This is a genomic window from Rhizobium lentis, assembly GCF_017352135.1.
Lineage (GTDB): Bacteria > Pseudomonadota > Alphaproteobacteria > Rhizobiales > Rhizobiaceae > Rhizobium > Rhizobium lentis.
The window spans coordinates 1,947,652-1,967,128 of the sequence record NZ_CP071454.1; the positions used below are offsets into that span (position 1 = coordinate 1,947,652).

Here is a 19,477-nt window from a genome sequence, read left to right on the forward strand (position 1 = left end):
GTTCAAATACTGTCGATCAATGAGAATGGGACCGGCCGATGCCGGTGACCGTCTCATTGCTTTTGCCGGCCAGCGCCGCCCGCTGCCCGGGACTGACCGCCAATACGGTACTGTTCGAGCATCTTTGCGCGCTTCACTACACCCTCACCCGCCTGCCCTGCAAGCACTGCGGCATGGATAAAAGCATTCTGGCCCATCAGGCCTTCCATTTCGCTCTCCGAGAAGAGACGGAAGGAAGGTATCTCCTCCTCGGTCTCCATTCCGAGGTGCCAGGCCTTGCGGGCCTGGTCGATTTTCCGGACGCCATCGTCCGCTGCTTCAGTCGCGTGGAACACCGCAAGGGCTGCTCCACTTCTCACCGCGGCATCCACTTTCGAGGAGCCGCTGATGAACTGGCCGGCTTTGCGCGCCATGTTCATCATCTGCATCAGTTGCGCCGCCAGCAGCCGGTCGACGCTGGCGCCGAGATCGTCCGCCGCCTTCACATCCGCTTTCAGCGCGCGGGCGAAGAGCTTCTTCGCCACCGCCTTGTCGACCAGCGACCGGTCGGCTTTCACCCAGCATCCGCGTCCCGGAAGCTCGCGCTTCAGGTCGGCGACGACGGTTCCGTCGGGAGCCGCGACGAAGCGGATCAGCTCATCCGGCGATCCGCTTTCACGCGTCACGATGCACATGCGTCCGTTCACGTCATAACCTGCAAGATCGTCGTCCTCAGGGAGAGCGTCCGGCTCATGCGCGGTCATCATGCTTCCTGTTCGGCTTCGGTGACCTCTTCTTCGGTCCCCTTCGCCAGGTCCTCTTCCGTGATCCAGCCGGCCGCGAGGCGGGCCTGGACGATCATCTGTTCGGCCTCGACGCGCGAGACGTCGAACTTCGAGAACAGGCCCTCGAACTTCTTCGTTTCGCCGTTCTTGCGCTCCGTCCAGCCGACGAGATCATCGGCGGCGCAGCCTGCGAAGTCTTCGATCGTCTTGATGCCGTCTTCGCCGAGCGCCACCATCATCTGGGCGGTCATGCCGTCGATACCGCGCAGCTCGTCCTCGACGCCGAGCGCCTTGCGCTTCTCGTCCATCTCGGCTTCGAGACGCTCGAGGAATTCGCGGGCGCGCTGCTGGATTTCCTGCGCCGTCTCCTCGTCGAAACCGTCGATCGAGGAGATTTCGTCGAGATCGACATAGGCCAGTTCCTCGACGGCGGCAAAACCTTCCGACGCCAGAACCTGACCAACCATCTCGTCGACGTCGAGCGAATCCATGAACAGGTTGGTGCGCTCGTTGAATTCCTTCTGACGGCGCTCGGATTCTTCGGCTTCCGTCATGATGTCGATGTCCCAGCCGGTCAGCTGCGAGGCGAGGCGGACGTTCTGGCCGCGGCGGCCGATCGCAAGCGACAGCTGCTCGTCGGGAACAACCACTTCGATACGCTCGGCATCCTCATCGAGAACGACCTTGGCGACTTCGGCCGGCTGCAGGGCGTTGACGACGAAGGTCGCCGGGTCCTGGCTCCACGGAATGATGTCGATCTTCTCGCCCTGGAGCTCGCCGACGACTGCCTGGACGCGCGAACCGCGCATACCGACGCAGGCGCCGACCGGATCGATCGAGCTGTCGTTCGAGATCACGGCGATCTTGGCGCGCGAGCCCGGATCGCGGGCGACCGACTTCACCTGGATGATGCCGTCGTAAATTTCCGGCACTTCCATGGTGAACAGCTTCACCATGAACTGCGGATGCGTGCGCGACAGGAAGATCTGCGGGCCGCGCTGCTCGCGGCGGACATCATAGACGTAGGCACGGACGCGATCGCCATAGCGCACGTTCTCGCGCGGGATCATTTCGTCACGGCGGATGATGCCTTCACCGCGGCCGAGGTCGACGATGACATTGCCGTATTCGACGCGCTTGACGGTGCCGTTGACGATTTCGCCGACGCGGTCCTTGAACTCGTCGAACTGGCGGTCGCGTTCGGCTTCACGCACCTTCTGCACGATCACCTGCTTGGCGGATTGCGCTGCGATGCGGCCGAAATCCATTGGCGGCAGTGGATCGGCGATGAAATCGCCGAGGGCGGCGTCGGGGTTGCGGTCGCGGGCGAGCTCGAGCGGGATCTGCGTCGAATAATCCTCGGCCTTCTCGACAACTTCGAGCAGGCGCTGCAGCCGGATTTCGCCGGTCTTCGGATTGATGTCGGCGCGGATGTTGGACTCGGTGCCGTAACGCGAGCGTGCCGCCTTCTGAATGGCATCGGCCATTGCGGCAAGCACGATCTCGCGGTCGATGACCTTTTCGCGCGCCACTGCATCTGCGATCTGCAGAAGTTCGAGCCGGTTCGCACTGACTGCCATTGTTTTGTTTCTCCGTCTTTACTCCAGGGTTCCCGTCCCTGCAGCGGTCTGTTGATCGGTTATTCCTGGTCGTCTGCTTCGTTCTGGTTCGCGGCCTGCGCTTTCGCCAGCTTGTCGGCGCGCAGTGCATCGCGGATCAGATCGTCGGTCAGAATGAGCTTCGCATCGCTGAGCGCCGTAAAGGGAATGATGACCTTCGGCTCTTCTCCATAGGCGATCTGGTCGCGCTCAAGCGTAAAACCATCGGCGTCGGCTTCGACGATCTTGCCACGGAAACGCTTGCGATTGCCGATCATGATCGACGTCTCGCATTTCACAAGGTGGCCTTGCCAGCGGACGAAATCGGATTTCCGCACCATCGGACGGTCGATGCCGGGCGAAGACACCTCGAGATGATACTCTTTATCGATCGGATCTTCCACATCGAGGACGGGAGAAATCGCCATCGAGACTTCTTCGCAGTCCTGAACCGTCATCGTGCCGTCGTTGCGTTCGGCCATGACCTGCATGGTCGCGCCGTTCTGGTTCAGCATGCGCACGCGGATGAGCCGGAAGCCCATGCCGACAAGCACGGGTTCGATGATATCGGCAAGACGCTGGTCGAGCCCGGTTTCGGTAATCAGTCGCGGCTCAAGTTCGTTGTCTGCGTTCGTCATGTCCGACAAGCGGTGCGCTCCTCGCAATTTCATGCTGTTCAGGCGATCGAGCTAATAAAAAAGAGCGGGTCCTTGCGGCCCACTCTTCATCAAGCGATCAAGAATTTGAGAGCCATATAGTCGGGTTTTTACAAAATTGCAAGGTCTGCGGCCAATTCCGCCAATTCGCTTCCGGCAGGGCGAACGAGCCTATGGCCAGCGAAGGTCTTCCGCATATATTGCCGGGGGTCTCAAAAACAAAAGCGGAGAAATCGTGGCCTACAGCTCAGCGACATTGGCGCCGTTGCGGCACGATACCTATCGGGCCATCTGGTTTGCCAGCCTTTCCTCGAATTTCGGCGGCCTGATCCAGGCGGTGGGTGCTGCCTGGATGATGACGACCATCACGGCTTCGGAGGATATGGTCGCGCTGGTTCAGACCTCGACGGCGCTGCCGATCATGCTCTTTTCCCTGGTATCAGGCGCACTCGCCGACAATTACGACCGCCGCCGGGTCATGCTGACGGCGCAGTGCATGATGCTCGTGGTGTCGGCGCTGCTGACGGCATCAGCCCTTCTCGGCTGGATCACGCCTTGGCTGCTGCTCTTCTTCACCTTCCTGATCGGCTGCGGCACGGCGCTCAACAATCCTTCCTGGCAGGCCTCGGTTGGCGACATGGTGCCGCGCGCCGACCTACCGGGCGCCGTCACGCTGAACAGCATGGGCTTCAACATCACCCGTAGCGTCGGCCCGGCGATTGGCGGCGCCATCGTGGCGGCCGCGGGTGCCGCCGCTGCGTTCGCGGTCAACACGTTGAGTTACATCCCATTGATCTACGCTCTGCTGCGCTGGCGGCCGAGCATACCGGTCTCGACCCTGCCGCGGGAGGCGCTCGGCAGCGCCATCTTCGCCGGCTTGCGCTACGTCTCGATGTCGCCCAATCTCGAAAAGGTTCTGGTCAGGGGCTTGATTTTCGGCATCGGCGCCAGCTCTATCCTGGCGCTGCTTCCGGTCGTCGCGCTCGATCTCGTTGCCGGCGGTCCGCTGACCTATGGCTTCATGCTCGGCGCCTTCGGTATCGGCGCGATCGGCGGTGCGGTGCTGAGTGCAAGAATTCGCCAGGCGCTGTCCAGCGAGTCGATCATCCGCCTCGCCTTTGCCGGCTTTGCACTAAGCGCCGTCATCGCTGCCTTCAGTCCGAGCGCCGTCCTCACGTCTGCCGGGCTGCTCATTTCGGGCGCCTGCTGGGTCTCCGCACTTTCGCTCTTCAACACCATCGTCCAGCTGTCGACGCCACGCTGGGTGGTCGGACGTGCGCTGTCGCTCTATCAGACCGTCACCTTCGGCGGCATCGCCGGCGGCAGCTGGCTCTGGGGTGTCGCGGCGGACCGCTATGGCGTCGCCGATGCGCTGCTGATGGCGTCGGTCGTCCTGCTGCTCGGCATTGCGATCGGCCTGCGGTTTTCGATGCCGGCCTTCGCCTCGCTCAATCTCGATCCGCTGAACCGCTTCACCGCGCCGGCTTTGAGTCTCGACATCACCCCGCGCAGCGGCCCGATCGTCATCCAGGTCGATTACGAGATCGCCGACGACGACCTGGCGGAATTCATGGCGCTGATGGGCGAGCGCCGTCGCATCCGCATCCGCGACGGCGCCCGGCATTGGGCGCTGATGCGCGATCTCGAAAATCCCGGGTTGTGGACGGAAAGCTACCATACGCCGACCTGGGTCGAATATATTAGGCACAACCAGCGGCGCACCCAGGCCGATGCCGAAAACATCGATAGGCTGCGTGCGCTCCATCGCGGCGAAGGCCCGCCCCATGTCCACCGCATGATCGAGCGCCAGGCCATCCCGCCAGGCGACGATGTCTTCCATAAAGCGCCGATCGACCTGCATCATTGAGGGAGCAGCCATGCACAGTTTCAGGCTCGCCCGGCCATCCGATCTTGCCGCCATCATCAGGCTTGTGGCCGACGACGACCTCGGCAGCACCAGGGAGATCGTCTCCGATCCGGTCGATGCGCGCTATCTCTCGGCCTTCGCGGCGATCGAGGCGGACGCCAACCAGTTGCTGGCCGTCGCAGTCGACGCCTCCGACCAGGTCGTCGGCTGCCTGCAGCTGAGTTTTCTTCCCGGCCTTTCCCGGACGGGCATGTGGCGCGGACAGATCGAGAGCGTGCGTATTGCAAGAGAGTTCCGCGGAGCCGGCCTCGGCGCCCAATTCATCGAATGGGCGGTCGCCCAATGCGTCGAGCGTGGCTGTGGCCTCGTGCAGCTGACATCGGACAAGACGCGAAAAGACTCGATCCGCTTCTACGAGAAGCTCGGTTTTGTCGCCAGCCATGAAGGACTGAAGCGCAACCTCTAAAGCCGGCTATTTCAGTTTGCCCTTCAGGCTGGCTTCGGGAAAGCATGTCGGCTTCATGCCGTTCTTCGCCTGCCACTCGCCGATCGAGCGCCGTGTCTTGTAGCCCGGCAGGCCGTCGGAGCCGCCGACGTCATAACCCTGCCGCTCCAGCGCCTTCTGCATGGCGGCCACATCCGAACGCAGCATCTTGCCGACATCGCCCCACTGGCCCTCGAAGGCGCCGCCGTTCGAGGCGATGCGGTCGGCGAGATTGCCGATATAGAGGGCGTAAAGGTCGGAGTTGTTATACTCCTTGATGATGTAGAAATTCGGCGTGACGATGAATTCCGGACCGTCGCGGCCGGCCGGTACCAGCATCATGCCCTGGGCCTTCATCTCACCTGAGGGAAAGGCTTTGCCGGAGATCCGCTCGATGCCGAGCGAGGCCCAGTGCGAAAGCGGCTTTGCGAGATCAGGTCCCTCCTGCGCGCAGGAGATTGCCTGGGGGATCGAAACCTCGAAACCCCAGTCCCGATCGCGCTGCCAGCCCTTCTTGACCAGATAGTTAGCGATCGAGGCGAGCGTATCCGGCACAGAGGTCCAGATGTTGCGATGGCCGTCGCCATCGAAATCCACGGCATATTTCAGATAACTCGTTGGCATGAATTGCGGCTGCCCCAGCGCGCCGGCCCAAGACCCCTTGAAATCGGAAGGCGCGACGTCGCCGCCGTCGAGAATATGCAGTGCCGCCACCAGCTCGGTGCGGAACATCTCCTTGCGCGTCGACATGAAGGCCTTGGTCGCCAGCACTTCGATCGCCGATTCCGGGATCTTCGCGGCGCCGAAGCCTGTCTCCCGGCCCCAGATGGCAAGCACGATCGAGCCCGGCACGCCATAAGCCTTTTCGATCCGTTTCAGCGTCGAGCTGTACTGCGCCGCAAAGCCGCGCCCTGTCGCTGCGAGCTTCTTCAGCCGGTCTTCGTTGAAATAGGGACCGGGCGAGGAAAATTCGGCCTGCGTCTGTTTCTGCTCCTTCGGCGGCGGGAAACCGGGCGGGGCGAGATCTGGCAGGTTCCAGTTCAGCGTGATGCCCGAGAAGGCGACCCTGAAGGTTTTCTCGGAAACACCGCCCGCCTTCGCCTCGGGCCAGAGGTCGCTCTGCACCCATTTTTGGAATTGTGCCTCGACATAGGCTTTTGATGGGGCTGCGTATGAGGGGAGAGGGAGGAGGGCAGTGATTGCAGCGAACGCGAATAGTCGCAGTCGTCGTGGAACACCCCCCTCTTTCGGCATAAGCAAACCCCTCATATCACAGTCCGCGCCCGCAGCGCCGCCGCCAGCGTGCCCTCGTCAAGATAGTCGAGTTCACCCCCGACAGGTACGCCGTGCGCCAATCGCGTAATCTTCACGTCGAGTCCCTGCAACTGGTCGGTAATGTAATGCGCCGTCGTCTGCCCCTCGACGGTGGCGTTGACGGCGATGATCAGTTCGCGGATGCCGCCTTCGCCGATGCGGTCGATCAGCCCGCGGATGTTGAGGTCGTCCGGCCCGATGCCGTCGAGCGGCGACAGCGTGCCGCCGAGCACGTGATAGGCGGCGTTCATCGCGCCCGACCGCTCCAGCGCCCAGAGGTCCGAGACGTCCTCGACGACGATGATGACGGACTGATCGCGCTGCGTATCGGTGCAGACGGTGCAGGGGTCTGTTGTATCGACATTGCCGCAGCGCGAGCAGATCTTCACCTTGTCATAGGCCTCGCCCATCGCATTCGACAGCGGCCCCAGCAACTGATCCTTCTTTTTGATCAGATGCAGTGCCGCCCGGCGCGCCGAGCGCGGCCCGAGCCCCGGCACCTTCGCCAGAAGCTGGATAAGTTTTTCGATTTCGGGACCAGTGACTCGTTTTGCCATGCGCCGTTCTTAACTGATATGCAACGAAAACGGAATCGCGGAAGGATCGGCTGCCCCATGAAAATCCTGGCCCTCTGCGTCGGCAATCCGGAAAGGTTGGCCGGCAAGAGCTACAAGACCGGCATCTTCAAGCAGTCCGTCAATGGCGCGGTGATGATCGACGCGGAAGGGCTGGTCGGCGATGCCATCTGCAACCGCAAGCACCATGGCGGCGTCGATCAGGCGATTTATGTCGAGGGATCGCTGACGCTCGACTGGTGGAGCAAGGAGCTTGGCCGGCCATACGAGCCCGGCACCTTCGGCGAAAACCTGGTGATCTCGGGCCTCGACAACCGCGACGTCGCCGTCGGCGACCGGTTCACATCAGGCGATCTCATCCTCGAAGCCACTGCATGCCGCATTCCCTGCGCCACCTTCGCTGCCAGGATGACCGATCCTAAATTCGTCAAACGCTATACCTTGGCGGCCCGCCCCGGCATCTACTGCCGCGTCATCCGCGGCGGCGTTGCCGAGGCCGGAATGGCGATCGAGCATCAGCTCTTTCCAGGCGAAAAGGTGACGATGCCGGAGCTGATGAAAACATTCGGCCGGCAGCTTTCGGAGGCGGACCGGTCACGATATCTCGCCGCTCCTATCCACTACAAGCTGCGTGGGATGCTGGAAGCTGAGCGCTAAGAGCGGGCTTTTACCAGCTCATCACAGCCGCAGCGCCAGCATGCCGGCGTGGGCGCTAGTCATTTCAAGCATGGAACCCGCCGTACGAAAGGCGGTAACAGGAACATACCTTTGCGCTCGTTTTCGACCAGCAAAGCCTTCCGCTCAACGTGGATATCCATATGCTTGCTGCACACCAATGAGAGAGCAGTCAAAAAGCCGAATGCGATATGGGACGTTTCATGCTTCGTGGAAATCTCGGTGACGGGGATTTTAAAGGATATCTTTGTTGTCGGCGTATCCTGCTCCTGCTCCTTCTTTAGCTCCTCGAAGCAGTCGTAGATCGCGGAGCCGGGGTCACTTTTATTGGAGGAGGCCAAGGTCAATTCGCACATCGCAACGACATCGCTGCATATTACAGAGCCGTCGACAGACCACACCAGTTTGGATTTTCGCCAAGTTTCGAATCGTATTAGCTGCTCAAAGAATGGGTGTTCGCCATCACGAATTTTGTAGAAAATCTTGTCGTCGCCCTGATCGAATTGATCAAAGACATAAACAGGCTTGCTGGGATCGCATTGATTTGCATTGACAGCCGTCGGCGCGGCCAAGGCAGCGGCGAGGCAAAGGCGAAAAACGCCGGCGATCTTCATGAAAAACCTTATGAGATCTGTGAAATTACTTGCTGAAAAATATGAGAGCAATTCCAGCAAAAGTATGGCCCGATTTTGCGCCGCGAATTGCTTGAAAACAAAGAGATAGAGTATTTCCGCAATTCGAAGAAAGCGGAAACGCCTTTGAGACCGAGTTGCCTGCTATTAAAACGGCAGCTTGAAGCCGGGCGGGATCGGCAGGCCTGCCGTGAGTGCCTTGGTCTTTTCGGCGGCGAGCGCCTCGGCCTTGTCCTTGGCGTCCTTGTGGGCGGCGACGATCAGGTCTTCGAGGATCTCGACATCGTCTTCCTTGAACAGCGAGGGGTCGATCTTCAGGCTCTTGAGGTCACCCTTGCCGGAGATGACGACGGTGACGAGGCCGCCGCCCGCCTTGCCTTCGGCGGTCAGCTCGGCGATCTCCGCCTGCATCTGCTCCATCTTGGCCTGCATTTCCTTGACTTTGCCCATCATGCCCATGATGTCGCGCATCGTCTCGCTCCTTCTTGAAACATTTAAAATTCTATGTCGTCGCCGGGCAGGATGTCGCCTTCTTCGGATTCGGCGGCAGCCGGCGGTGCCGCCTCGCCTTCCTCTTCCAGTTCGGGCGCCCGCACGCGCACGTCGATAATTTTCGCACCCGGGAAATGTGCCAGGATGGCCGCGACATCGGGATCCTGACGCGCATCGCTGACGCGCTGTTCCTGCGCCTTGGCCTCCGCCTCCACCATCGTCGGCCCGCCTACTTCGCGGCTGGTGCTGACGATCCAGTGGATTCCCGTCCATTCCTTGAGCTTGACGGCGAGCTCGTTGAGCAGCGTGTTCGGCGCGCCTTCGATGAGGTTCACATCCAGCCGGCCGGGCTCGAGACGGACCGGCCGCACGAAGTTGCGCACCAGTGCCTTCAACTTGACGTCGCGCTTTTCTCCCGCGAGGTCGACGATATCGCCGATCGAATTGATGCGCACGAGCGGCTTCGGAGCCTCGACAGGCTTGGCCTCGGTGCGGCCGATATTCTGTGGCTCCGGATTGGGCACGGCACGCAGCATCGCGGTCGGCCCCGAGGGCTGCGGCCGTGGTGTCGGCTCCGGAGCGCGAGCCACAACGCTGCTTTGATAGGGAACCCGCGTTCCGTTGCCGCCGCCATTGCCGGAGGGCGAGGCGGGCCGCTGGTCCGTATTGTCGCCGGAGAATTCGGCAAGCCGCCGCGCCGCATCCTCAGGCGCCGGCAGATGGGCGGCATGCGCAAGCCGGATCAGCACCATTTCGGCGGCACCCGCCGTACGCGACGAGCCTTCCGTTTCCGGAATGCCCTTCAGCAGCATCTGCCAGATGCGAGACAGCGTTGTCACGGCGACGCCCTTGGCCAGTTCCGCCGCCTTGGTACGCTCGATTTCGCTGAGCGAGGGGTCGTTTGCCGCATCCGGCACATATTTCAGCCGCGTTACCAGATGGGTGAAGTCGGCAAGATCGGTGAGCACGACCACCGGATTGGCGCCGGCCTCGTACTGGCTCTGGAACTCGCCGAGCGCGGCCGCCACATCACCTTTGACGATGTGCTCAAAGAGATCGACGATCCGGGCGCGATCGGCAAGGCCGAGCATCCCGCGCACCGCTTCCGCCTGCACGGCGCCGGCGCCGTGGGCGATTGCCTGGTCGAGCAGCGACAGGCCGTCGCGCGCAGAGCCTTCGGCAGCGCGCGCGATCATCGCCAGCGCGTCCGCTTCCGCCTCGATGCCCTCCTTGGCCGCGATCGTCGTAAACAGCCCGACGAGATCTGATGCGCTGATGCGGCGCAGGTCGAAGCGCTGGCAGCGCGACAGCACGGTAATCGGCACCTTGCGGATTTCGGTGGTGGCGAAGATAAACTTCACATGCTCCGGCGGCTCTTCTAGAGTCTTCAACAACCCGTTGAAGGCCTGCGTCGACAGCATGTGCACTTCGTCGATGATATAGACCTTGTAGCGCGCCGAAACCGGCCGGTAGCGCACCTGTTCGATGATCTCTCTTATATCGTCGATACCGGTGTGCGACGCGGCGTCCATCTCGATCACGTCGACATGCCGGCCCTCCATGATCGCCTGGCAGTGCTCGCCGGGCACACGCAGATCGATCGTCGGCTTGTCGACGTCTGGCCTTTTGTAGTTCAGCGCCCGCGCCAGGATGCGCGCCGTCGTCGTCTTGCCGACGCCGCGCACGCCGGTCAGCATGTAGGCCTGGGCGATGCGGCCGGTCTCGAAGGCATTGGTGAGCGTGCGGACCATCGGCTCCTGGCCGACCATCAGGTCCGTAAAATCCTTGGGGCGGTATTTGCGAGCCAGCACCCGGTATCCGGTGCCCGTCGAGGCGGCATCTTGTGATTGTCGCTCGCTGTCGCTCATCGTCCTGCTTGTCGCCCGGATCTTCGGGCATTTCGTGGAGAGAAGGTGGGAGGCTGGCACGATGACCCGTGCCGGGCTCGTTAGGGCTGCTTCCTTCCGGACCTGACCCGGTTGGCGAGTGGCTCGTCCACCACCAACCTCCCGGATGCACATATCGGCAATATCGTCATCAAAAGCAAGCCAACATGATAAAAAACTGCTAGTCCTAGGAAAAGACAGGAGGAATGCCCCTTGAACGGCTTTACGCTCGACCCTCGGCTGGAAAACGACAGCATCAGCATCATGGTCACCGGCCTCTGTGATCTCAGATTGTCGAAGGATGCCCGCTGGCCCTGGCTCATTCTCGTGCCTCGCCGAGCTGACATTACCGAAATATTCGAGCTGACGCCGCTCGACCAGGTGCTGCTCACCTTCGAGACGGAGATGGTCGCCAAGGCCTTGAAGGACATCACCGGCGCGACAAAAATCAATGTTGGGGCTCTTGGCAATATCGTCCGCCAGCTTCATGTTCATGTCATTGCCCGCTTCGAAGGCGATGCCAACTGGCCGGGTCCCGTCTGGGGCTTCGGGCCCGCTGAACCCTACGAGGACGGAAAGAGAGACGAATTCACAGCAAAGCTGCGGGAAGCCCTTTCATCATGAGTCATTCGCTTTTCGATTCGGATGTGCCACATCCGGAACCCAGCAATCTCACTGCCTTTGCCGCCAACGATCTCAATCGCGATTCCGAGCATCGCGACGAACAGTCCGTCGAAAGGGCGCTGGCCAAGGACGGCACCCATATCTTCGCCTTTGCCAGGGACAAGCTGGTGCTGAAGCATGACGGCCAAGTGCTCGACCCGCTATTTGCCCGCTACGAGCTGCAGGAGCTGCAGCCGGATTGGGACGAGACGGTGCTTCTGGGCTACCGCAAGACCGGCGAGCCGCGTCTTGCCGTTCCCGTCGGCGTCGACGTCGAGGACCTTGCCAGCCAATACAAGCCCGCCGACGGCCGAACCCTGTTTCGCGAAATGCTGATCGACGAGGTGCTGCTCGGCGAATTCGCTCAGGCGGCAAGCCTGATCCGCTGGAACGGCGACAACCGTTTCTGCGGCCGCTGCGGTTCGGCGATGGAAATCCACATCGGCGGCTACAAACGTGTCTGCGCCGCCTGCGAACACATGATCTTTCCTCGCACCGATCCTGTCGTCATCATGCTGACGGTCGACGAGAGCCGCGACCTCTGCCTGCTTGGCCGCAGCCCGCATTTTGCGCCCGGCATGTATTCCTGCCTTGCCGGTTTCGTCGAACCTGGCGAGACCATCGAGAGCGCCGTCCGCCGCGAAACGCTTGAGGAATCCGGCATCCGTACCGGCCGCATCCGTTACCACGCCTCGCAGCCCTGGCCGATGCCGCATTCGCTGATGATCGGCTGTTACGCCGAAGCGAAATCGACCGAAATCAAGCGCGATGAAACCGAATTGGAGGATTGCCGTTGGTTCACCCGCGAGGAAACGCTGGAGATGCTGGATCGCCCAGGCGCCAACGGCAAGGCCTCGCCGCCGAAGGGCGCGATCGCCCACCGCCTAATGCGCGACTGGGTGGAGTGGAAGCGCTAGTGCCATGCCCGTCGCCCGTTCGGAACGGCTGCTGACGCTGCTCCAGACGCTTCGGCGTTATCGCAGGCCGGTGACCGGTACCGTGCTTGCCCAAGAGACCGGCGTCAGCCTGCGTACGCTCTATCGCGATATAGCCAGCCTGCAGGCCCAGGGCGCGATGATCGAAGGCGAAGCCGGCATCGGTTACGTGCTGAAGCCAGGCTTCATGCTGCCGCCGATGATGTTTTCCGAGGAAGAGCTGGAAGCCTTGGTGCTCGGCTCGCGTTGGGTGGCCCGCGCCGCCGAGCCACGGCTTGCCGGCGCCGGCGCCGACGCGCTCGCCAAGATCGCCGCCGTGCTGCCGGCCGATATGCGTGAAATGGTCGATTCGGCGACACTCTTCGTTGGCCGCAAGCGCCAGGACGAGGACAAGGCCGACGTTTCGGCCATCCGCAGGGCCATCCGCCTGGAGCGTGTCCTCGAACTGCATTATGGCGACGAGCAGGGCCGAATTTCCCGCCGCCGCGTTTGGCCCTTCGCTCTCGGCTATTTCGAGCATGTGCGCATCATCATGGCCTGGTGCGAGCTGCGCCAGGATTTCCGCCATTTTCGCACGGATCGCATCATTGATATGGCGGTCCATGAGACGCGGTATCCACGCCGCCGCACCGTGCTCCTCAAGGAGTGGCGCGAGACGCAGGACGTGCCGCTGGAGACCTGAATTGCTGCTGCCATAAACTGTCAGCAGGTAGCGTTATTATCAGTCTCAATTCACCACAGCGCCGCGCGTCTTCGGACGGGCAAAGGACGCAGTGGCATCCAGGTTCTGTGCATCGTGCCGATGCGCTTGGGAAGGAGCACTGATCATGGTAACGCCTCCAGTCATTCAACCGGCCGGCGAGCGCTTCGCCTCCGATAGTTTTGCAGACATTATTTCGGCCGAAACTTTTGCAGACGTTCGGCAGTCGGCGCACTCCGGCCTGCTGCGCCTGGTCATGAAAGTCCTTCGGATTGGCGCGGCAAACCATACCAGCCTCGATATCGAGGCGGTACCGGATCACCGGAAGCGCGACCTCGGCTTCATGGATGGACGCAGCCCGCGCCACCAGGACCGGTTCGCACTCTAAGCTATCTGATTGTCCAACTCATCCACCTGACGAGAACGGGGCGTTGCTTTTGCGGCGCCTTTTGTTTCCTGCTGCCATGAATTGGCAGCAATAGGCCTATCGCAAACCAAACTGCAGCAACGGGAGAACCGAAATGACCAGCCCCAATCTGATAATCCTCTACGTCAAGGACCCGGCCGAAAGCGCCGGCTTCTACCGCAACCTCTTGAACCGTGAACCGGCTGTGGAGGCGCCGAATTTCGTCGCCTTCCCGCTTGATGGCGGCTTCACGCTCGGTCTCTGGCGGCGCAGCAAGGTCGAGCCACAACCGTCGGCCATCGGCAACCGCGGCGAGGTGGCTTTCATGGTGGCGGGGGAAAACGCCGTCGCCAACCACTATGAGGACTGGCGCCAGCGTGGCCTGCCGATCGCCCAAGAACTGACCGAACTGGATTTCGGCCCGACCTTCGTCGTGCTCGATCCGGACGGTCATCGCCTCAGAGTCTGCGAGCCGGATAAATGATCCCGGTCACTCGCGAGGCCTGTGCTAAAGCAGGCCTCGCATCGCATGCCCCTTGTAGACGCCGAGGATGCGTACCTTCTCCGAGAAGAAGCGCAGTTCCTCCAATGCCCGGCGAACATTCGGGTCGTTCGGATGGCCTTCGATATCGGCGTAGAATTGCGTCGCCACGAATTTTCCGCCGAGCTGATAGCTCTCCAGCTTCGTCATGTTGATATTGTTGGTGGCAAAACCGCCGAGCGCCTTGTAGAGCGCGGCCGGGATGTTGCGGACGTTGAAGACGAAGGTGGTGACGACCTTTTCCTCCGCCGAGCTCCGCTGCGCCCATTCCTCGTCGCGGGACAGGATGACGAAACGGGTGACGTTGTTTTCCGTATCCTCGACATTTTCGGCGACGATCTCCAGTCCGTAGAGATCGGCGGCAAGCCGCGGCGCAAGCGCCGCCATCGAGCGATCACCGGTTTCCTTGACGAGCTTTGCCGCCCCCGCCGTATCGCCGGCGATCACGGGCTTCCAGCCGTGGGCCCGCACGATCTTGCGGCACTGGCCGAGCGCATGGATGTGGCTGTGTACCGTGCGGATCTCGTCCTTGGTTACCCCCGGAAGCACCATCAGCTGAAAGCGGATCGGCATGAAATATTCGCCGATGATGTGCAGCCGCGATTCCGGCAGCAGATGGTGGATATCGGCGACGCGCCCGGCAATCGTGTTTTCGATCGGGATCATCGCGATATCGGCATCACCATTGTCAACCGCGGTGAACGCATCCTCGAATGTCTGGCAGGGCAGCGGCTCCATGGTCGGAAACATGTCACGGCAGGCCATGTCGGAATTGGCGCCGAACTCACCCTGGAAGGCGATCCTGTTGGTCTTGATATTCATGGGGTGATTCCGTCAGTTCGACTTTGCGGAGAGGATGCGCCGTGCCTTTTCGAGGTCGGCGGAAGTATCGACACCGAGCGGAACCGTGTCAACGATCTCGGCGTCGATGCGCATGCCGGCCTCCAGCGCCCTGAGCTGTTCCAGTGATTCGCGCTTTTCGAGCGTCGAGGGACCGAGCGCGACGAACCGTTCCAGCGCCGCGCGCCGATAGGCATAGAGGCCGATATGGTGGTAGAGCGGCCCCTTGCCGGAAGGCGCGGTCGCCCTTGTGAAATAAAGCGCGTGCAGACGCGTGTCGGAGACGGGAGAACCGACGATCTTGACGATGTGCGGAGCGGTCTTGTCCGGCTCATTGTCGATTTCGGTCGTCAGCGTTCCGATATCGACCGCCGGGTTGTCGAGAGGGCGCAAAGCCGCCCGTACGGTTTCCGGTTCGATCGTCGGCAGGTCGCCCTGGACGTTGACGATGATTTTCGCCTTTGCATCGGGATCGACCTTCGTCAGCGCTTCGAAGATCCGGTCCGAGCCCGATTGGTGATCCTTGCTGGTCATGACGACTTCGAAGCCGGCGGCGGCGATCGTATCGAGCACCTGCTGGTCGTCGACGGCGACGACGACGCGGCCGATCGCCGCCTCGCGCGCGCGCATCGCCACCTGCACGATCATCGGCAGGCCGCAAATGTCGGCGAGCGGCTTGCCCGGAAGCCGGGTGGAGGCCATGCGCGCCGGGATCAGCACGAGCACGTCGTCTAAATTTGAATCACGCATTGTTCGGGCCTTCTATTCCGGGCTGAAAAGTGTCAAAAAGTCTCACGCACTAGACCATTTAGACAGTTGCAACGATCCGCCAAAAGACATAGGTTCCGCGCGATTTCAAGATGGTCCGGTTCTGGTCTGCCGGCTGCAAGGGGAGCATTGCAGATGAATTCATACGTCAATACGGCCGTGGGGGCGCTGCTCGGAACGATTTTCGTTCTGATGTCGGTCTCCATCGCGTCCGAGGGGATCTTCCATTCCGAAGCGCCGGAAAAGGAAGGTTTCGCGATCGTTGCCGAAGAGGCGCCCACCGCCGATGGTGAAGCTGCGCCTGCCGCGGCCGTTCCGATCGCACAATTGCTTGCCTCTGCAGACGCCAAGGCCGGCGAAGCGGTCTTCAAGAAGTGTCAGGCCTGTCATGACGCCACCAAAGGGGGACCGAACAAGGTCGGTCCTAACCTCTTTGGTGTCGTAGATCGCCCGATCGCCTCGCATGAAGGCTTCGCCTATTCCTCCGCGATGAAGGATTTTTCGAAGGGCGGCAGCGAAAAATGGACCTTCGAATTCCTCAACAAGTTCCTGCTGGCGCCGAAGAAGGATGTTCCCGGCACCGCGATGGGCTTCGCGGGCCTGGCGAAGGATCAGGATCGCGCCAACGTCATCCTTTACCTGCACACGCTCGCCGATTCGCCGGTACCGCTGCCGGATCCGAATACCGCAACGCAGTGAACGCAGCACAATCGCATACTGTTCAAAGCCCGGCCGGTGAGCCGGGCTTTTTGCTGCACCTTCTGCGCGACACGCTCAGGCGCCGAGGAAATAGGCCCAGAGTGAGACCGTGATGGCGCCGAGCGCGGTCGTTACCGTGATCGTCGAGGCGGCGAGGCTGTGGCCGATGCCGAACCGGTTGGCGATCAGCCAGGCGTTGACGCCTGTCGGCACCGATGAGGTCAGCACGATCGCGGCCGTCCATGCAGGGCTGAGGCCGAGGAGATGGCTCGCCGCCCAAACGCAACCCGGCAGCAGCAGCAGCTTCAGGCCCGAAGTCACGCTGGCAATGCCGAAATTGCCGGAGACGCCGTACCTCTCCAGCGCCATCCCCAGCGAGATCAGCGCCGCCGGGCCGGCAATGCCGGCGATCTGATTGACGACCGTCGCCAGCGTCGCCGTCATGGTAAGGCCGGAAAGATGCATGGCCATGCCGGCCGCCAGCCCGATCACCAGCGGATTGCGTATGAGATTGATGGCGATCTGGCGAAGCACGAACACTATGCTGCGGTCGCTTTTACCGGCGATCTTGCGCTCTGCGTGCTCCATCAGCACTGTTCCGGCGACCATCATGACAGGCAGATGCACGGCAAGCAGGATCGATAGCGCCACCAGACCTTCGTCGCCAATGGTCCGCTGAACGAGCGGCAGCCCGATGAAGACGTTGTTGGCAAAGGCTGAGGAAACCCCGGCGAGAACGCCGATCCGTTCATCGCGGCCGAAAAGCCGCGTGGCGGCGATATGCCCGGCGGTCCAGGTGATGGCGACGCCGGAGAAATAGACGATCCAGAGCCGGAAAGGGGAGGCGCCGTGGAAGTCGGCTTCGGCGATGGTGCGGAAGAGCAGAAGCGGCACGGCGATCTTGAAGACGAATTCGCTGAGCGCGTCACCGACATTCGACGCCATCAAGCCGCTGCGAACGATCACCCAGCCGATGAGAATCAGGATGAAGATGGGAAGGACGTCGAGAATGATGGCTGACATGGAAGAGGCTGCTTTGCGCGGGAGGTCTCACCTCTACCAGCAAACCGTCCGGATTGAAAAGGCAAACACCCGCCAATCCGGCAGTTGAGCCATCAGCAAAGCAAAAAAAGCGGGCACAGCCCGCTTTTCCGCTCCGGCCCCTGCCGGATATCCGGATCACGAAACTGCCAGTTCATCCGTGGTCAGCATCGCGCCGGGAAGATCGAAGGGATCATCCCTCGTACGCCCGGCTGCAACTGGAAGCTGCTCATGCCGGTCTTCTTGCGAGCATCTGTAGATTTCGAAGATGACATGGGCATGACGAAGAAGCGGCACTTTTGCGAAGAATAGATGCGCATTCACCATTTATCCTTCCAAACCGCGGAAATTTCGCTAAGACCGGATCCCGGCTATCACAAATCCGGGACTCCCCATTTCATGACAAGATTCGATGTTCTGACAGTCGGCAACGCGATCGTGGATATCATTGCACGTTGCGACGACCAGTTCCTCATTGACAACCAGATCACCAAGGCGGCGATGAACCTCATCGATGCCGAACGCGCCGAACTTCTGTATTCGCGCATGGGACCGGCGCTCGAAGCCTCAGGCGGCAGCGCCGGCAACACGGCGGCGGGCGTGGCTAACCTCGGCGGCAAGGCCGCCTATTTCGGCAATGTCGCTGCCGATCAGCTCGGCGAGATCTTCACGCACGACATCCGTGCCCAGGGCGTCCATTACCAGACGCAGCCGAAGGGCACCTTTCCGCCGACGGCGCGTTCGATGATCTTCGTCACCGAGGACGGCGAACGCTCGATGAATACCTATCTCGGCGCTTGCGTCGAACTCGGCCCCGAGGATGTCGAGGCCGATGTCGTCGCCGACGCCAAGGTCACCTATTTCGAAGGCTATCTCTGGGATCCGCCGCGCGCCAAGGAAGCGATTCTCGATTGTGCCCGCATCGCCCATGAAAACGGCCGCGAAATGTCGATGACGCTGTCCGACAGCTTCTGCGTCGGGCGCTATCGTGGCGAATTCCTCGACCTGATGCGGTCCGGCAAGGTCGACATCGTCTTCGCCAATCGCCAGGAGGCACTGTCGCTTTACGAGACCGATGATTTCGAAGAGGCGCTGAACCGGATCGCCGCCGATTGCAAGATCGCCGCGGTGACGATGAGCGAGGACGGCGCCGTCATCCTGAAGGGCCGCGAGCGTTATTACGTCGATGCGATCAAGATCAGGGAAGTGGTGGATACGACGGGCGCCGGCGATCTCTTCGCCTCGGGCTTCCTTTACGGCTATACGCAGGGACGGTCCCTGGAGGATTGCGGCAAGCTCGGTTGTCTTGCCGCCGGCATCGTCATCCAGCAGATCGGGCCTCGCCCGATGACCTCGCTGTCCGAGGCCGCCAAACAGGCAGGGCTTATTTGAAGGCTTCGCCGGGATAGGCGCCCCAGATCTCCGACTGCGCCACCCAGCCCGTGGCGCCGTCGGTTTCTGCGTGGCACCAGTCGCCGTTGCATTCGCCGATCGTCACCATCACACCGGGTTCCAGCTTGGCGACGATCGAGGCGGAGGGCTGCGCGTCGCGGCGCAGATTGACATAGACGCCCTTGCCCTTCGTCTTCATCCAGGGCGCGGCAATCGCGGCACGCTGACCCGATAGCAGCGACTGGTTGACCCAGCCTTCAGTGCCGTCGGCATCACGGATGCGACGCCAGTTGTCGTATTCCTGGATGATTTCCACGGGCAGGCCGGATTTCAGATACATCCACGAAACGGCGTATTCCGTTCCCGGGCCAATGCGCAGGTTGACGCGCTTGGATTTCAATGTGACGAATCGCGGCAACGGCAGGCCGCTCGGCCCCTTGGCCGCTTGCGCATGAGCAAATTCCAGGGTGCCCACCGATGTGGCCAGAGCAATCGCAAGAACGAGGCAGGACTTCAGGACTTTGCTGCGCATGGAGGTTTCCGTTTGCT

The 19,477-nt window shown here is 61.6% G+C and carries 23 protein-coding genes and 1 other RNA gene; 10 read left to right on the forward strand and 14 right to left on the reverse strand.

Going from position 1 to position 19,477, the window contains the following annotated elements; genetic code table 11:
• Positions 1–53: 53 nt before the first annotated feature.
• From J0663_RS09260 to rimP, 3 genes are read right to left on the reverse strand one after another with little or no spacing between them, the layout of a single operon-like run.
• Entirely contained in the window at positions 54–746 is a 693-nt protein-coding gene (locus J0663_RS09260; protein WP_207244095.1) for an RNA-binding protein, read from the reverse strand.
• Positions 743–2,344 carry a transcription termination factor NusA gene (gene nusA / locus J0663_RS09265; RefSeq protein WP_207244096.1) on the reverse strand — a complete coding sequence of 534 codons (1,602 nt, stop codon included), beginning with the start codon at positions 2,342–2,344 and terminating at the stop codon, positions 743–745. The genes J0663_RS09260 and nusA overlap by 4 nt, the downstream gene beginning before the upstream one ends.
• Positions 2,345–2,403: 59 nt before the next feature.
• Positions 2,404–3,009: a ribosome maturation factor RimP gene (gene rimP / locus J0663_RS09270; RefSeq protein WP_207244097.1), complete on the reverse strand. Its 606-nt coding sequence runs from the start codon at positions 3,007–3,009 to the stop codon at positions 2,404–2,406.
• 244 nt (positions 3,010–3,253) lie between these two features.
• On the opposite strand from rimP, the gene J0663_RS09275 reads away from it, so the two are divergent.
• Together J0663_RS09275 and J0663_RS09280 are read left to right on the forward strand one after the other, a co-directional pair.
• On the forward strand, positions 3,254–4,885 hold the full coding sequence (locus J0663_RS09275) for an MFS transporter (protein ID WP_207244098.1): 1,632 nt from the start codon (positions 3,254–3,256) through the stop codon (positions 4,883–4,885).
• Between the two features lie 10 nt (positions 4,886–4,895).
• Complete coding sequence (locus tag J0663_RS09280; RefSeq protein WP_207244099.1) at positions 4,896–5,351, forward strand: GNAT family N-acetyltransferase; 456 nt, start codon at positions 4,896–4,898, stop codon at positions 5,349–5,351.
• Between the two features lie 6 nt (positions 5,352–5,357).
• Here J0663_RS09280 and J0663_RS09285 read toward each other — a convergent pair whose 3' ends face one another.
• On the reverse strand, positions 5,358–6,623 hold the full coding sequence (locus J0663_RS09285; RefSeq protein WP_207244100.1) for a lytic murein transglycosylase: 1,266 nt from the start codon (positions 6,621–6,623) through the stop codon (positions 5,358–5,360).
• 11 nt (positions 6,624–6,634) lie between these two features.
• The gene (gene recR / locus J0663_RS09290; RefSeq protein WP_207244101.1) at positions 6,635–7,240 is read right to left on the reverse strand and encodes a recombination mediator RecR; all 606 of its coding nucleotides are present in this window, start codon (positions 7,238–7,240) and stop codon (positions 6,635–6,637) included.
• A gap of 57 nt (positions 7,241–7,297) precedes the next feature.
• Between recR and J0663_RS09295 the strand changes: the two genes are divergently transcribed.
• Positions 7,298–7,915 (forward strand): MOSC domain-containing protein, encoded by a 618-nt coding sequence (locus tag J0663_RS09295; protein ID WP_207244102.1) that lies wholly within the window; start codon positions 7,298–7,300, stop codon positions 7,913–7,915.
• Positions 7,916–7,974: 59 nt separating this feature from the next.
• On the opposite strand, the gene J0663_RS09300 is transcribed toward J0663_RS09295, so the two are convergent.
• The 4 genes from J0663_RS09300 to ffs all read right to left on the reverse strand — a co-directional run bounded on the left by J0663_RS09300 (position 7,975) and on the right by ffs (position 11,067).
• Positions 7,975–8,547: a hypothetical protein gene (locus J0663_RS09300; RefSeq protein ID WP_207244103.1), complete on the reverse strand. Its 573-nt coding sequence runs from the start codon at positions 8,545–8,547 to the stop codon at positions 7,975–7,977.
• A 165-nt stretch (positions 8,548–8,712) separates the two neighbouring features.
• Positions 8,713–9,036, reverse strand: a complete 324-nt coding sequence (locus J0663_RS09305) for a YbaB/EbfC family nucleoid-associated protein (RefSeq protein ID WP_207244104.1) — start codon at positions 9,034–9,036, stop codon at positions 8,713–8,715.
• 23 nt (positions 9,037–9,059) lie between these two features.
• Positions 9,060–10,925, reverse strand: coding sequence for a DNA polymerase III subunit gamma/tau (locus J0663_RS09310; protein WP_207244105.1), 1,866 nt, complete (start codon positions 10,923–10,925; stop codon positions 9,060–9,062).
• 45 nt (positions 10,926–10,970) lie between these two features.
• Positions 10,971–11,067, reverse strand: an RNA gene (gene ffs, locus J0663_RS09315) — signal recognition particle sRNA small type.
• Between the two features lie 89 nt (positions 11,068–11,156).
• Here ffs and J0663_RS09320 point away from each other — a divergent pair.
• The 5 genes from J0663_RS09320 (at position 11,157) to J0663_RS09340 (ending at position 14,131) form a co-directional block, all read left to right on the forward strand.
• Positions 11,157–11,567: an HIT domain-containing protein gene (locus tag J0663_RS09320; RefSeq protein ID WP_207244106.1), complete on the forward strand. Its 411-nt coding sequence runs from the start codon at positions 11,157–11,159 to the stop codon at positions 11,565–11,567.
• Positions 11,564–12,523: an NAD(+) diphosphatase gene (nudC, locus tag J0663_RS09325; protein ID WP_207244107.1), complete on the forward strand. Its 960-nt coding sequence runs from the start codon at positions 11,564–11,566 to the stop codon at positions 12,521–12,523. Before J0663_RS09320 ends, nudC begins: the two co-directional genes overlap by 4 nt.
• 4 nt (positions 12,524–12,527) lie before the next feature.
• Positions 12,528–13,223, forward strand: a complete 696-nt coding sequence (locus tag J0663_RS09330) for a helix-turn-helix transcriptional regulator (protein WP_207244108.1) — start codon at positions 12,528–12,530, stop codon at positions 13,221–13,223.
• Positions 13,224–13,368: 145 nt separating this feature from the next.
• Positions 13,369–13,629, forward strand: coding sequence for a hypothetical protein (locus J0663_RS09335; RefSeq protein WP_207244109.1), 261 nt, complete (start codon positions 13,369–13,371; stop codon positions 13,627–13,629).
• A 133-nt stretch (positions 13,630–13,762) separates the two neighbouring features.
• On the forward strand, positions 13,763–14,131 hold the full coding sequence (locus tag J0663_RS09340) for a VOC family protein (protein ID WP_097617236.1): 369 nt from the start codon (positions 13,763–13,765) through the stop codon (positions 14,129–14,131).
• 24 nt (positions 14,132–14,155) lie between these two features.
• Here the strand turns inward: J0663_RS09340 and J0663_RS09345 are convergent, their stop codons facing one another.
• Both J0663_RS09345 and J0663_RS09350 read right to left on the reverse strand, forming a co-directional pair.
• Positions 14,156–15,010 carry a prephenate dehydratase gene (locus tag J0663_RS09345; RefSeq protein WP_064711858.1) on the reverse strand — a complete coding sequence of 285 codons (855 nt, stop codon included), beginning with the start codon at positions 15,008–15,010 and terminating at the stop codon, positions 14,156–14,158.
• A gap of 12 nt (positions 15,011–15,022) precedes the next feature.
• Positions 15,023–15,778: a 3-deoxy-manno-octulosonate cytidylyltransferase gene (locus tag J0663_RS09350; RefSeq protein WP_207244110.1), complete on the reverse strand. Its 756-nt coding sequence runs from the start codon at positions 15,776–15,778 to the stop codon at positions 15,023–15,025.
• A gap of 153 nt (positions 15,779–15,931) precedes the next feature.
• Between J0663_RS09350 and J0663_RS09355 the strand changes: the two genes are divergently transcribed.
• Complete coding sequence (locus tag J0663_RS09355) at positions 15,932–16,495, forward strand: c-type cytochrome (protein ID WP_207244111.1); 564 nt, start codon at positions 15,932–15,934, stop codon at positions 16,493–16,495.
• A gap of 75 nt (positions 16,496–16,570) precedes the next feature.
• Here the strand turns inward: J0663_RS09355 and J0663_RS09360 are convergent, their stop codons facing one another.
• Together J0663_RS09360 and J0663_RS09365 are read right to left on the reverse strand one after the other, a co-directional pair.
• On the reverse strand, positions 16,571–17,518 hold the full coding sequence (locus J0663_RS09360; RefSeq protein ID WP_207244112.1) for an AEC family transporter: 948 nt from the start codon (positions 17,516–17,518) through the stop codon (positions 16,571–16,573).
• 156 nt (positions 17,519–17,674) lie between these two features.
• Positions 17,675–17,863, reverse strand: a complete 189-nt coding sequence (locus tag J0663_RS09365) for a hypothetical protein (RefSeq protein ID WP_207244113.1) — start codon at positions 17,861–17,863, stop codon at positions 17,675–17,677.
• Positions 17,864–17,935: 72 nt separating this feature from the next.
• Between J0663_RS09365 and J0663_RS09370 the strand changes: the two genes are divergently transcribed.
• Positions 17,936–18,928: an adenosine kinase gene (locus J0663_RS09370; RefSeq protein ID WP_207244114.1), complete on the forward strand. Its 993-nt coding sequence runs from the start codon at positions 17,936–17,938 to the stop codon at positions 18,926–18,928.
• Here the strand turns inward: J0663_RS09370 and J0663_RS09375 are convergent.
• Positions 18,921–19,460, reverse strand: a complete 540-nt coding sequence (locus J0663_RS09375; RefSeq protein ID WP_207244115.1) for an SH3 domain-containing protein — start codon at positions 19,458–19,460, stop codon at positions 18,921–18,923. The two genes, J0663_RS09370 and J0663_RS09375, sit on opposite strands and share 8 nt — an antisense overlap.
• Between the last annotated feature and the right edge of the window lie 17 nt (positions 19,461–19,477).